Source organism: Solibacillus sp. iso_87 (assembly GCF_056173085.1).
Map to the genome: position 1 here is coordinate 2,122,969 of NZ_CM149656.1, position 13,873 is coordinate 2,136,841.

The window sequence follows — 13,873 nt, forward strand, 5'->3', positions numbered from 1 at the left end:
CAAATGGGGAGTTTTTTCATGTCAAAAAAATCGTTTTCACCAGATATAAAATTATTAGCACTTCAATATTTAGAAGAAGGCTATACACTCCAAAAAGTATGTACAATGTTTTCAGTCAATATGAGAACCCTACAAGTTTGGCGCGCTATTTATAAATATGGTGGAGTAGAAGCGCTCATACGTCCTGTAAAAAATAAGATATATTCAGAAGAATTGAAACAACGTGCTATTAAAGATTATTTATCAGGAAACTACTCCCAGTTCGATATCCTAGCTAAATATGGGATTAGTAGTTTATCAGTTTTCAATACTTGGTTAAAATTCTATACTAGTCATAGTAATTTAAATGATACGGGTAAAGGAATGATCCAAACTATGACTAAAGGGAGAAAAACAACAGTAGAAGAACGTATTGAAATTGTAAAAGCCTGCCTAGCGTACGACAAAAATTATCAAGAAACAGCAGCACAATATGAGGTATCCTACCAACAAGTCTACCTATGGGTACGTAAATTTGAACAAAATGGTGAAGAAGCACTTCAAGATCAACGAGGTCGCACAAAACCAGTACAAGAAAGAACACCAGAGGATGAATTACGCTTAAAAATTCAAGAGATGGAACGTGAAAATCAAAGATTACGTGCAGAAAATTTACTTTTAAAAAAGTTAGAGGAAATCGAAAGGAGGCGTCGTTAAGTAGAATTCGTATTCAAAACCGTTATATAGCAATACAAGAGCTAGCTAAAAATGAAAAAATATCAATCGTTTTATTATGTAAAATCGCCAAGGTATCCCGAGCAGCTTACTACAAATGGTTAAATCGTCAACCAACTGCGCAGGAACTGGAAAACAAACAGCTGGTGAAGTCTATCCAACATTTATATACACAAGTAGATGGCATATACGGCTATCGTCGCATTACGATGACGATTAACCGCAAACGCAAAACCGAAGGTTTAAAGAAAGTGAATAAGAAACGAATTTATCGCCTGATGCAAATTTGCGGTTTGGAGGCGGTTATTCGACGTCGCCGGAAAAAGTACCCTAAAGTAAAGCCGGATTACTTGGCTGAAAATGTATTAGCACGTGAATTCACTGCAGAAAAACCGAATCAGAAGTGGTGTACAGACGTCACAGAGTTTAAATATGGTAGTGGGAAAAAGGCTTATTTAAGTGCGATTATTGACCTCTATGATAAGTCCATTGTGAGTTACGTATTGGGACATTCGAATAATAATGACCTAGTTTTTAAGACAGTAAGACCCGCTATACGAACATTAAAAGAGAAGGAATTCCCTCTTTTACATAGCGATCGTGGTTATCAATATACATCGAAAGAATTTAAGCAGATCATGGATCAATCAGAAATGATTCACAGTATGTCTAGAGTAGGCCGTTGCATCGATAACGGTCCGATTGAAGCATTTTGGGGAACCTTAAAAGTAGAGAAGTATTATTTATATAAGTTCGAGTCGTTTGAAGCATTAAAGCAGGCCATTGATACGTACATCAAGTTCTATAACAATGAACGTTACCAAGAAACATTAAACGGCTTGAGCCCTCTAGAATACAGAGCTCAAGCCGCGTAAGTCATTTTTAATATTTCCGCTGTCTACTTGACAGGGAGCAGTTCATTGTTCTGCTAAAGTGCCCTTTAATTGAAGTCGTTTGTATGGTATAGAGTTAACAGCTATTCATAAGTTAGAAAAGCTGCTAACTCTCTTTTTTTATAAAAAGAGAAACTAACATGACAGCTCCGATAATTAGATAAATAACTACAAAAACACTATTGACTATTACTAATGTAGTTATTAGTACTTGATCGTCTTCCATATACCCAATCACCTTGAACACTGGAGGGAAGACCCACAAAATCCATTTAAAAAACAATGATATTTCGATAATTGATTTTGAGGCGAGTGAAACTACGATTATAAATACAGCCGAAAGCCAGGCGTATTTCTTTGTTGCAAGTTTTGTTGCAGAGAAGAGGGTACCAACCAATATCCCAAATGTCGTAAAGGCCAAATGGCTGTAAAATGCATAGGAATATAGCTCCAGTGACATATTCTCTTTGAAGCTTTCTGTAATAATAGGGTAGAAAATTGCAAACAAAAGTAAAGGTATCATAACTACTAGAATAGCTAGCCATTTGCCAAATAAGTAATTTACTTTTCTTTTTAGATGAGAGATTAAAATATGTTTTTCACCTTCTTCTTCCAGAGTAAAAATGGACATTGTAATCCATGTCATAATTAAGTACATTGCAATTGAGGATGCTGCATAACTACTTAGGATAGGTACATTTTTATAGGCATATAAAATAAAGACCCATACCAAAAAAACAACTACGGGTGGAATAAACCTTAAAGAAAGAAGAAAACTCATTAACTGGTAACGGATAAAAGCTGACAACTAACTACCTCTTCTCTGTTAATTCAAATATTGAACATCCCTTGTTAAGCAACATGGACAATACCTTATCAGACTCTTCAGCTGAAACAATTATTTCAACAGACTCGCTCCCGATAAATTTATATTTAATAGTCGGTATTTCGGCTATAATCTCTCTAGCGGGAATCTTTGCTCTTATAAATTTAAACTTTTCCTTTTTGCTTTTTGTAGAATCGGATACAATTCTTCCATTCTCTACAGTTATAATCCTATTAGCTAACCCTTCAATTAGTAGTGGTTCATGTGCAGTAAAAATAATGGTTTTATCCCCTTGGAGAGAATTTACCTGATTCAAAAACTCGACTTTTGCATTATCATCTAACCCAGTAAGTGGCTCGTCCAATAATAAAAGTTGAGGGTTCTTCAACAATGCCTGGATAATTCCGGCTTTCTGCTTTGTCCCTTTTGAACAAAGATTCAAGGAAGTTGTTAGAAATTCTGTAATTGCAAACAGCTGAGCAAAATGCTCAATTCTTTTTAAAACACCGTCATCCGATTTACAAGTCATTTTACCCATTAACATTAAATAGTCCTGTAATTTGAATCGGATACTTTCTGGAAAATGTTCAGGTACATATCCTATGTTAATTTGAGATCTCTTCACTTGCCCGGCAGTTTCTTCAAATATACCCCCAATGAGTTTTAAAAGGCTGCTTTTCCCGGATCCATTATTTCCGGTGATCGCTACTTTTTCACCTTGTGAAATACTTAAAGAGAGTTCTTTAAGAATCATTACCCCATCAATCTCCTTGCAAGCCTGATTTGCCTCGAATATTTTCATGAAAAACTATTTCCATCTCCCCTCGTTTTACTTACTGAAATTCAGTAAAGGCATAATATACATCTTCCTAAAAGTACCCTTCATAGATAATAAAACGTCCCTTAAATTATACAATAATTTCCACAAGAGTTGAAATAATTAATCATTAGCTTTACTACGATTTTATTCAATGAGCATTACTCGTTTAAATGGCCCTTAGCTGAAGAAGGCACTATTCCTATTCAAGAATTGTGCCCGTTAGTTGAATATTTATCCAATAAAGCTCCCTTGATTAATTGTTATGTAAATAACTTAAAGGTTTTTTCTTGAAGAGGATACTTACTACATTACAGCAGAAGATTTATACTAAAAAGCTCTACACATATTCGAAAATTGTGCAGGGCTTTACTTTTTTATGAGGTGGATAATTGTTTCTGATAGCCCGTTGCTATATGCAGCAGTACCACTATTCATTACGGTTCTTTACTCCCCACTCACATAACTGTTCAAAAACAGGTAAAAGGGTTTCCGCTTTAGCTGTGAGACTGTACTCAACTTTAGGAGGGATTTGAGGATACTCTTTTCGTTTAACCATCCCATCTGCTTCCAATTCTTTAAGTTGGGCACTCAAAACTTTATATGTAATTGCCCCTATTTTTCTTTTCATATCATTAAAGCGAACCGGTTGATCTTCAGCCAACAGGTAAATAATAAGCATTTTCCATTTCCCACCAATTACCGATAATGTATAACCGAAAGGTGTTTCTTTAATATCATTTGTTACTTTATAATCCCCCAAACTCATGTTAACAATATCCTTTCTGATAGTACCTCACTAACAAGTGCGTACTACATTTTTCTTTGTTTCCATTTTATACTTACTTTACTTTAAAATAAAGGAGAGAAAAATAATGACTAATGTTAAAACTTACAATCACAATCTTTGGGATCACGGGATCACTCAGGGATACGGTGTCAATGACACTATCTACATTTCGGGGCAATTTTCCCACAATCAGGATGGAATGTTCGTAGGGGAAGGGGATATCGAAGCTCAGACCCTACAAACGCTCGAAAATCTTGATCGAGTATTATTAGAAGGATTTGGAATAACAAAGTCTAACATCGCATATGTTGAACTCTATTTAACAAAACCGCAAGAGCATTTCGGACAAGTCATAGAACTGTTTAAAAAATATATAGGAGAACATCGTCCAGCGGGTACTAGTATTGGTGTGACTTACTTAGCTTTTCCAGAACAATTGATTGAAGTCAGAGCAGTCGCACATTACAATTAAGTAAATTTCCTTTTTAAGAATATCTGAAAAGCAGTCTACCTAATAATTATTATATCAAGTGAATCATTACTGTTGTAAACGTTGCTTACTCTATATGAGTATACAGGGGCTTAATACTATATCTTCAATATTGGAAATTTCCGCTTTTATAAAAAACCAGTATCCTTTATATAAAGGATACTGGTTTTTATATTTAGATGATTCACTCTTGCATTCTTTATTAAAGAAATGCGCCCGATTACGGAAGATCGAAAATATATATTAGGTACCTAAATATTAAAAGAGTCCTTCGTTATAGTTCCCTGATAGCGAGAGAAAATAGTATTTAATTCTAAACATCTTCCGGATTATTAAAATCATTATTGTTAATGACTACATCAGCATTAAATTGAGGTGAATGTTGTTCTAAATAAAGGTTCGAAGCTGCATGATACCTTTTAATGAAAATTTCTTCAGCATTTTCATAGCTTCCAAAAGCTAGTTCTTCTCTTTTAGCCCCCCTTTCTCTAGCTACTTCAAAGTCTGTATCAACGAAAATTATAAAATCATATAGGTTACATAAATCCCGCTTGAATAAAAAGGTCCCATCTATAATTAATACCATATCCTTGGTTGCTACTTTTACTTCTGGATTAATATACTCATCCTTCAATAAATCTAAGGAGATTGTTTGGTGAAGGTTTCCGTTTGTTCCTAATGGAGCTAATAGCTTTTGCTTAATTGACTCATAATCATGAGCATCCTCGTAATAGCCAATAGCTGATACTTTCCCCTTCTTGTAACGAATGTCTCTTGGATTATGATAGTTATCGATACTTGTTCTAATAACCTTCTTTCTTCTGCATTGAAGTTCCACAGCAAGCTCATTAGCAAGCGTTGTTTTTCCAGAGGCTGTTATTCAACTAACTCCCACTCTTACTGGATGATTAATTCTTAAATTCAATATTCTAAATGCCAAATCAGAAATAAGTTTGCTCCTTAACATATTAGGTCCTCCCGAATTTTTATCCAATTTTCTTATACCTATCGTTAAAATGGATAATTAAGGACTTCGATTTGCTTTATATATATTCCTTCCCTCCATAGGGGAACAGGAACAAGATCTCCCCCTCTAATTTTTGTTTGAATTGTTCATTAGAAGTTAAAGTCACTTATTATAAAAATCCCTAACACTATTTGGCAAAAAATTAAAATGTACATACCTATCACCTTTAATAAAATCAATTGAATGCCTCCCGCTAGTTGTTTAAGACAGTATAGCCAAATTTCAACCCAACCTACCTTGGCTCTCTAGCACTGGTATGAATACAATTAATTTTGTAAAGGATCGCTCCATCACTACTATGAAGACTTCCTAGGTGTGGGTTTCATGTGTTTTAATACAATTTTATAATAGTTATAAACTCGCTAAACAATTTGTTCGGATTGCTTAATACTAATTGTAAATGTTCACATTTTATTCACTTACGAAGCATTTTTCAAATCTCTATAATATTCCTAGTGAATAGAAAGGAGTGTTGACGTATGCCAACAACAAAAAAAGAGAGCGTATATTTTGGTTTAATTATGTGTTTTGGAATGGTATTTTTCATGACCTTATATAATTTGTACCTTAATGACATGTTTGGAAGTATTACTTTCCTGCAAGGGATGTCTGATTTTTTAATTGGGTTTATCATTGCATTAGTGCTTGACCTATACCTGGTAGGACCTTATGCTAAGAGAATTGCTTTGAAGCTAACAGCGAAAACAACAAAAACGTTGTACAAAGTCCTAACCATTTCAACATGTATGGTTATAGGTATGGCGTTTTTCATGTCAATCTACGGTTTAGTTGCAACTTATTTCCATGACGGTTATTCTTCTAACTCAATTTTGATAGAATACCTTTCAGTGTTTGGAAAAAACTTCATTGTGGCATTACCTTTACAAATCATTGTTGTGGGGCCAATTGTGCGTTTTATATTCGTTAAATATATAAAGCCAAATCAAAATAGCTTGGCGTAAAGAAATAAAAAACAACTAAATTTTTATGCTTTAATTTATCATCCAGAAACCATTTTGATATATTTACTTAATGGTTTCTTTTTATCTTTCATCCTACTGTACAATTCGGTTCAATTACTTTAACCACCGATCCACCAAATAAATAGCCAAGAAGAGAACTTATATAGATCATAGAACCTACACCAAATTACATTTGACGGATTGTTAACCAATCAGTACTAACTGTGCAAGGCAGTTCATTTATTAAGATAAGGAAATTAGTCTTTTTATAAAATGGGCATTTTGACAACTTAATGTATATTGCAATTCAACCCCCTCTATCTTATATTTTCATATCCTCTACATTTCTAAATCATAGTATATACATGTAAATTCATTTGCCCAGTACACCTTTTTATTATTTGTTTCTCGACAATTCAAGTATATATTAAACGGTAATACTGTGCTTTTTTATGCATGAAATTGTGTAAATACTCCAACAAATAAATTGTACCACTCTAAAAATGTCACAAATGATGTGGCTATTTCGTTTTAAGGTAAAGGAGGAATAAATAATGAAACATATTATCGTATTGGGTGGAGGATTCGCAGGAATCAATTTGGTAAATGGACTAATTAAAGAGTTTGGTCATTCAATTGGAAAAGATGTGAAAATAACGTTAGTAGATAAAAACTCGTTTCATTTTCGAAAAGTGTTATTGTTTAAAATGATTATTGAAGACGCCAATTTAAAAGTTCCTCTAACAAGGTATTGTACAAACGGTGTTGAATATTTAAAGGGAGAAGTTACTGCATTTCATCACACCAAGAAAACAATTACGCTTAAAATTGAAAACGAACTAAACAAAACCCTACAATATGACTATCTTGTGGTAGCACTTGGTAGTGTTGTTCAAGAAGTCTCTAGCAAACTAGGCGGGATTACATTAAGCAGTATAAATGCCGCTCTAGATATCAGACAAAAATTACAATCACTCATTCTACAAGCTAAAGCTGAAGAAAATAAAGACGTGAGGAAAGGTTTATTGTGCGTTGCTATTGTCGGTGGAGGCATTACAGGAATTGAAACAGCTGCAGAACTAACTGCTTGGTTTAAAAAAGAAGTGCAAGAAGCAGGGCTCCATTCAAACGAGGTAGAGATCATCTTGTTTGATTCAAAGGAGCATTTATTGCGAGGGGTTCCAGTAAAGGTAAGTGAAAAACTAGTAAAAGAACTGAATAGACTAGGGATTACTATTCGTGTTAAAACGAAAGTGAAGCAGTTCGAAGATGGTCAGATTCTGTGCGCTGATGGCACTACTTATAGAGTAGGAGAGTGTATTTGGACGACGGGTGTTAAAGTAAATCCATTCATTCAAACCCTCCAATTCCCTTTGACTAAAGAACATCAAATACTAGTGACCGATACTTATTGTATACAAGGCTATCCCAACATATTTTCAATCGGGGATTGTGCAAGAATTATAGATAGAAAGACAAATCAAGTGGACGGCATGACCTGTAAGGAAGCGATTCCTCAGGCAGCAAGGTTGAGCAAAATATTAAATAATGAGGTCTATGGCAATTCCCATTCTATAAAGCACAAAGCATTTCCGATAAAATTGTATTGTATTAGTCTCGGCCCTGATAATGGCTTTGTTTGGGCGCAGAAGTGGGGATTAGATTTTACCATAACAGGGAAGATGGGCGCACGTATTCGAGAAAAAACATGGGATCAAGCGAGTTTACTTGTGTAAATATGTAGTGTGCACAAAGGAAAGTGAGGGTCTTAACAGTGGAACAAACTGATCTAAGCCGGCTATACGTCGAATACAAGCCGCTTTTATTTTCGCTTGCTTATAAAATGACAGGCAGTGTTGCAGATGCAGAAGATGTGATTCAAGATGTGTTTATCAAACTAAATGGATATGAGGTAAAGCACAACCGAAATATCAAAGCGTTTCTATGTAAAATGGTGACTAACCGATGTTTAGATTTATTGAAATCATCTAGAAATAAAAGAGAACTATATGTTGGAACGTGGCTACCAGAGCCGATAGCTTTTATAGATAAGGACCCATTACAGGAAATGATGGTGAAAAGTGAAGTTTCCTATGCTTTGCTTGTATTATTTGAACAGTTAAATCCAATTGAAAGAGCGATTTTTATCCTTCGTGAAGTCTTGGAATATGATTATGAAACAATTGCTGAAATTGTACAAAAGAAGGAAGACAATTGTCGAAAAATTTTTAGCAGGCTTAAAAAGAGTCTTCCTGAGCTTGAAAAACATATGGCAGTTGAACAAGGAAAAACAGATCATGAACATCTGATTACTAGTTTTATTCGTGCTATTCAGCAAGGAAACATAACGCAGTTGATGGAAGTTCTTCAGGAAGACGTAGTTTATTATGCAGATGGAGGCGGTAAAGTAACTGCGGCATTAAAACCTATTTACGGTGATACACGAGTAAAACAACTTCTTATTGCTTTAGCAACTAAATTTCTTACGATTCGAGAAGACTACTCCATTATGCAGATAGAGGTCAATGGCAGTACCGGTATTGTAATCATGAATGAGAAAAAAGTTATTGTTGTCATGAGTTTTGAATTTGAAGGGAATAAAATAAAATCGATATTTTCAATTCTAAATCCTGATAAATTTAGTTTTATTCAAACACAATATAGAAAATAACGGTAATTATTACAATACTCAAATAGTTCTTATGTTATACTTATCAGACGCTAAAGATGAAACGAGTGGTATACATGAGAATCTTCATTATACGAAAAGATATTACTATAACCCTTTGACTGAATCAGTTAAAGGGTTATGTACGTTAACGATTCTTTACATAGTCCATATTTCTAATTCTGTACAAATGATATTATTTCTTCTTCCATAGACATCATTGCGGTTTTGTGGTTTTATTGGGAGAATTGTGTAAAAAAATTACCCGATATATAAAATATCGGGTAATGGTTCCGCACAAATTGGTATGGTTATTTAAAAGGTTTTAGCTCACCTATTCAGAAACTCTTTCTTATACAATCCGCGGAGAATGTTTCTTTTTATTGCTAGCCTTACTTTCAGCTATCTCTTTTTGTATTGAAGTACCTTCAACATCAATATTTGGCAGGATTTTATCTAACCACTTCGGCAAGTACCATGCTGCTTTCCCCATCAACGTCATTACAGCTGGTACGATTGCCATTCTCACGACAAATGCATCAAAAATAATTCCAAACGTTAGTGCGAAGCCCATTGATTTAATAATTGGATCTGGGGCAAGCATAAATCCTGTGAATACCGCAATCATAATTAGACCTGCAGCCGTCACTACTCCCCCACTATCCTTTATCCCTGCCAGAATTGCCTTTTTGGCATCTTTGGAATGTGTAAATTCTTCACGCATCCGACTTACCAGGAAAACCTCATAATCCATTGCTAGTCCAAATAGGATACCAATGACAATAACAGGTAAAAAGGCTAAGACAGGACTTGCAGTTGGAAAACCAAATAGACTAAAGAAGTTTCCATCTTGGATTACAAAAACAACAAACCCCAAAGTTGCTAATAGTGAAAGCAAGAAACCTAAAACAGCTTTTAATGGGACTAGGATTGATCTAAATACTAACACCAATAGAATAAACGCAAAACCTACAATTAGAGAAGCAAATAAAGGTACCGCATCATTCAACTTTTCAGATATATCAATATTAACTGCAGTTGCACCAGTAACGTACAATTCTACTTGTTCTTTATTTTTATCGGATAACTCTCTTATTGAATGTACCAAATCGTTCGTTTCAATATCATTAGGGCCAGTGTTAGGTGTAATTGATATCATAAAAACATTTCCTGATTTACCTGGAACCGGAGGACTTACACTTTTCACATTCGGTAAATCTCCTAATTCTTCTGTTACTTTATTGATCTTCGGCTGAATATCTTCACTACTTTTATCTGCTTCAGCAAGGACTACTAATGAGGAATGATATCCAGGACCATATGCTTCACTTAGTAAATCATACGCTCTTCTTTCTGTTGTTTCATCTGATTTTGTTCCATTATTAGGTAGACCCAGTTGCATATGAAAGAATGGAATACTTACTACCGCAAGAAGAAGTACCCCTAAAATCGTTACTGTCCAAGGTCTTTTAGTAACAAAATTTCCCCATTTATTTGATTCAGCGTTGTTCTTTTTGCTAGTGAATTTTGCTAAAAATTTATTTTTTCTTGAAGGGCCAATTTTATGGCCAAATACCGCCAATATTGCTGGTACAAAAATAACCGCTATTAAAATTGCAAATAATACACAAACTGCTGCAGAGATTCCCATCATTGTTAAGAATGGAATTTTTGCAACCCCTAAACCTAACAATGCAATAATAACTGTTATTCCAGCAAATACAACAGCACTCCCGGCAGTTCCATTTGCAATAGCTATTGCTTCTTTCACACTATGCCCTTTTGTTAATTCTTGTCGGAATCTTGACATAATGAATAGAGCATAGTCAATTCCTACTGCAAGTCCTAACATGGCAGCTAGTGCAAGTGCAAATGACGGAATATCAAAATAATTTGTTCCGATAAGAATAGATAAAATTCCTATTCCCAAACCTATGACTGCTGTGATAATCGGCATTCCAGCTGCCAAGAAGGATGTAAACGTAATAGCAAGAATAACATAAGCAATTACTACCCCGATTACTTCGGAAATCCCTCCAATTTCTAACTCAGAAAAGGCAACAGATCCTGCCAACTCCGTTTGAATGCCTGCATCTCTCGTATCTTCAATACTCTCTAGAATGATTTCCTTTGATTTCATTGTTACCTTTAATGCTGGTACATTATAAGTCACTACTGCATAACCAATTTGCTTATTTTCATTGAAATTACCTAGCTCGGCAGGTGTAGCAATAGAGACAACGGATTTGTCCTCTTTAATTTTATCAATTGTCTTATTGATGACATCCACAACTTCACTGGTCTCTAAAGTTTGGCCTTTAGGTGCTTTTAGTACCAAATTTACAGTACCAGGTGCTGGCTCATTTGATCCCTGAAATTCTTTTTCTAGAATTTTACCTGCCTCAGCAGATTCTGTATCTGGAATAGACATCTCGTCACTAAATGCAGGACCCATACTTATTGCAACAATTGCTATAATAATGAGAATACCTAGAGTTCCTCCAATAACTTTCTTGTTATGATTTACAACCCATCTTCCAAGTTTATATAAATATTTCGCCATACTAAACTCCTCTCGAAAGCTTATTTATTTCCTTACGTTCTAATCATAAAGGAGTCAGCAAAAAAAAAATCGTACATACGGGTAAGTCCCGTATGTACGTTTGGGCAATTTATTTATCTAGTAAGCGAAATAACCCTTGGTCGATTGCATTTGCAACGGCTTCTGCTCTGGAGTTAACACCGAGTTTATTGTAGATATTGGTTAAGTGCGCTTTTACAGTACGTTCGGCAATTCCCATGTCAAAAGCGATTTCCCTGCTTTTAAAACCTTTTGCAACTGCCTGTAATATGAATAGTTCTTTATCTGTTAAAGAAGCTGATTGCTGAGAATTACTATTCGATTTTACCTGCTTGAATTTTAGAATTTTTGCCATGACATCAGGCTGTAAAAGAGTTTCACCTCTGATTGCGGATTCTAATGTCCTAAATAAATTTTCTCTGCTTGTATCTTTTAATAAAAACCCTTTAGCTCCTAACTCTATTCCTTTTACCATCAATTCATCTTCATTATACGTAGTTAATATAATAACCGGAATCGTGATACTCAATTCGCTCATTGTTTTTAATGTATCTAATCCACTCATTATGGGCATATTTAAATCTAGCAATATAATATCTGGCTCTGATTTATCAATCATATCCAGTGCGACTTTACCATTATTGGCTTCACCTATCACTTGAAACGAATCATTGGTCTCTATAATTAATTTTAGCCCTTCCCTTACTACTAAATGATCATCCACAATTAGTACTTTATATTTCAATGCTTATACCCCCTGATCAATAGGAACTTTTATAACCAATTTCGTACCTTCTCCTAGTATACTCTCTATTGTTATTTTGCCCCCTACTAACCTTACACGTTCTTGTAAGCCTATGAGGCCGTATTTCCCAGTTTGTTTCCCAATATTTTTGGTAGAGAATCCAATTCCGTTATCAGTGACTTCCATATATAACTGGCCATCTTTTGATTTAATCTTTATCCTTACCTTATTTGCCTTGGAATGCTTCATTATATTGTTCAGTGATTCACGGATTATATAGATACCATATTCCATTGATAAATTAGATAAAAAATAAACCTGATTGATTTCTTTTTCCACATGGACGCCTGTTATTTCTTCAAATTTCTTTATTTCCTCTAGCACGGACCGATGGAAATCCGTATCCACCAATGCCCCCGTTCTCAAGTTATCAATCACTGTTCGAGCATCCTTCAAGGTTTCTCTTGCCTGCTGCATTGAATAATGAATAATTTCATTAGATCTAGAAACGTTTCCATTCCTTATATGAACACTAACAGCTTCTAATTGCATAATGAGACCTACTAGACCTTGTGCTAATGTATCATGTAAATCCCTGGCCATTCGCTGTCTTTCATTTGATAATGTGAGTTCCTCAACTTTTTGATAGGCTATTTCTAATTGCTGCAAATAAAATTCCATACGCTCTCTTGCACGAACTTGTCGGTTGTAGCTAACCGTATAGACAATGACGATAAGCAAAATAACAAAGAAGATTGGAATAAAAATTGGAAGCTCGGTTGCTCCGTAATTTATTGCCATAGCAATACAATATAATCCATAAGATACTATAAAAAATATAATTGCCTTTAGTTTGCTATTTAGAATAATGATGCTTTGTGCTATTAATACAGGCAGTAAACCGATTAATACGACAGGAGACCCTTTTGGTAATATAAAAGCTGAAATAAACAACAAGCTCGCCTGTGCAAAAAAGTAGTACCAACTCTTACCCAAGCTAGAGGAATTTGTGAAAAAGTATAAGACTACATGGACTGCTATAATTAAACTAAAGATTAAGCTAGATATAAAAGTTGGTTGTTGAATATTTTGCAGTATTAATGCACCTACGTAAACTAAAAGAATCCAGAAAGTATTAGACAATTGTGAAAATATTATCCCTTCATTTGGCTCATGATCGAGCTTTTTCAATAATGGATGCAGTTTCTCCAATTACTTTCACCACCTTACATACTAGTTTATACTACATCATTAGTTAATAAACTGTCCTTTCGTACAGGTCCAAAAGGGCAATTAGTCTGTACCATTCACTGGGTTTCGTTTTATTTAAAATTATGATGGAACCTGGTCGAGTTTTTGA

At 34.7% G+C, this 13,873-nt stretch carries 11 protein-coding genes and 1 pseudogene; 5 read left to right on the top strand and 7 right to left on the bottom strand.

Annotation, left to right across the window (positions count from 1 at the left end):
• The first annotated feature begins 18 nt into the window (after positions 1–18).
• Positions 19–1,589 (top strand): IS3 family transposase gene (locus tag AC0VXV_RS10645; RefSeq protein WP_475528134.1). Its coding sequence is split into 2 segments (ribosomal slippage): positions 19–655 and positions 655–1,589, totalling 1,572 coding nucleotides; the frame shifts between segments, so codons are not numbered across the junction.
• A 124-nt stretch (positions 1,590–1,713) separates the two neighbouring features.
• On the opposite strand, the gene AC0VXV_RS10650 is transcribed toward AC0VXV_RS10645, so the two are convergent.
• The 3 genes from AC0VXV_RS10650 to AC0VXV_RS10660 all read right to left on the bottom strand — a co-directional run bounded on the left by AC0VXV_RS10650 (position 1,714) and on the right by AC0VXV_RS10660 (position 4,019).
• A complete protein-coding gene (locus AC0VXV_RS10650; protein ID WP_475528135.1) occupies positions 1,714–2,415 on the bottom strand; it encodes an ABC transporter permease in 702 nt (233 codons plus the stop codon).
• Between the two features lie 4 nt (positions 2,416–2,419).
• Positions 2,420–3,187 (bottom strand): ATP-binding cassette domain-containing protein, encoded by a 768-nt coding sequence (locus AC0VXV_RS10655; RefSeq protein WP_475528137.1) that lies wholly within the window; start codon positions 3,185–3,187, stop codon positions 2,420–2,422.
• A gap of 493 nt (positions 3,188–3,680) precedes the next feature.
• Positions 3,681–4,019, bottom strand: coding sequence for a winged helix-turn-helix transcriptional regulator (locus AC0VXV_RS10660; protein WP_475528139.1), 339 nt, complete (start codon positions 4,017–4,019; stop codon positions 3,681–3,683).
• A 106-nt stretch (positions 4,020–4,125) separates the two neighbouring features.
• Between AC0VXV_RS10660 and AC0VXV_RS10665 the strand changes: the two genes are divergently transcribed.
• A complete protein-coding gene (locus AC0VXV_RS10665; protein WP_475528140.1) occupies positions 4,126–4,512 on the top strand; it encodes a RidA family protein in 387 nt (128 codons plus the stop codon).
• Positions 4,513–4,843: 331 nt separating this feature from the next.
• Here the strand turns inward: AC0VXV_RS10665 and AC0VXV_RS10670 are convergent.
• A pseudogene (locus AC0VXV_RS10670) lies at positions 4,844–5,497 on the bottom strand (hypothetical protein).
• 539 nt (positions 5,498–6,036) lie between these two features.
• On the opposite strand from AC0VXV_RS10670, the gene AC0VXV_RS10675 reads away from it, so the two are divergent.
• The 3 genes from AC0VXV_RS10675 (at position 6,037) to AC0VXV_RS10685 (ending at position 9,190) form a co-directional block, all read left to right on the top strand.
• Positions 6,037–6,519, top strand: a complete 483-nt coding sequence (locus AC0VXV_RS10675; RefSeq protein ID WP_475528141.1) for a DUF2798 domain-containing protein — start codon at positions 6,037–6,039, stop codon at positions 6,517–6,519.
• A gap of 554 nt (positions 6,520–7,073) precedes the next feature.
• Complete coding sequence (locus AC0VXV_RS10680; protein ID WP_475528142.1) at positions 7,074–8,255, top strand: NAD(P)/FAD-dependent oxidoreductase; 1,182 nt, start codon at positions 7,074–7,076, stop codon at positions 8,253–8,255.
• Positions 8,256–8,293: 38 nt separating this feature from the next.
• A complete protein-coding gene (locus AC0VXV_RS10685; protein ID WP_475528143.1) occupies positions 8,294–9,190 on the top strand; it encodes an RNA polymerase sigma-70 factor in 897 nt (298 codons plus the stop codon).
• A gap of 349 nt (positions 9,191–9,539) precedes the next feature.
• Here the strand turns inward: AC0VXV_RS10685 and AC0VXV_RS10690 are convergent, their stop codons facing one another.
• The 3 genes from AC0VXV_RS10690 to AC0VXV_RS10700 form a co-directional block, all read right to left on the bottom strand.
• Positions 9,540–11,750, bottom strand: a complete 2,211-nt coding sequence (locus tag AC0VXV_RS10690) for an MMPL family transporter (RefSeq protein ID WP_475528144.1) — start codon at positions 11,748–11,750, stop codon at positions 9,540–9,542.
• A 109-nt stretch (positions 11,751–11,859) separates the two neighbouring features.
• Complete coding sequence (locus AC0VXV_RS10695) at positions 11,860–12,513, bottom strand: response regulator (RefSeq protein WP_475528146.1); 654 nt, start codon at positions 12,511–12,513, stop codon at positions 11,860–11,862.
• A gap of 3 nt (positions 12,514–12,516) precedes the next feature.
• The gene (locus AC0VXV_RS10700) at positions 12,517–13,725 is read right to left on the bottom strand and encodes a sensor histidine kinase (RefSeq protein WP_475528147.1); all 1,209 of its coding nucleotides are present in this window, start codon (positions 13,723–13,725) and stop codon (positions 12,517–12,519) included.
• Positions 13,726–13,873 lie beyond the last annotated feature (148 nt).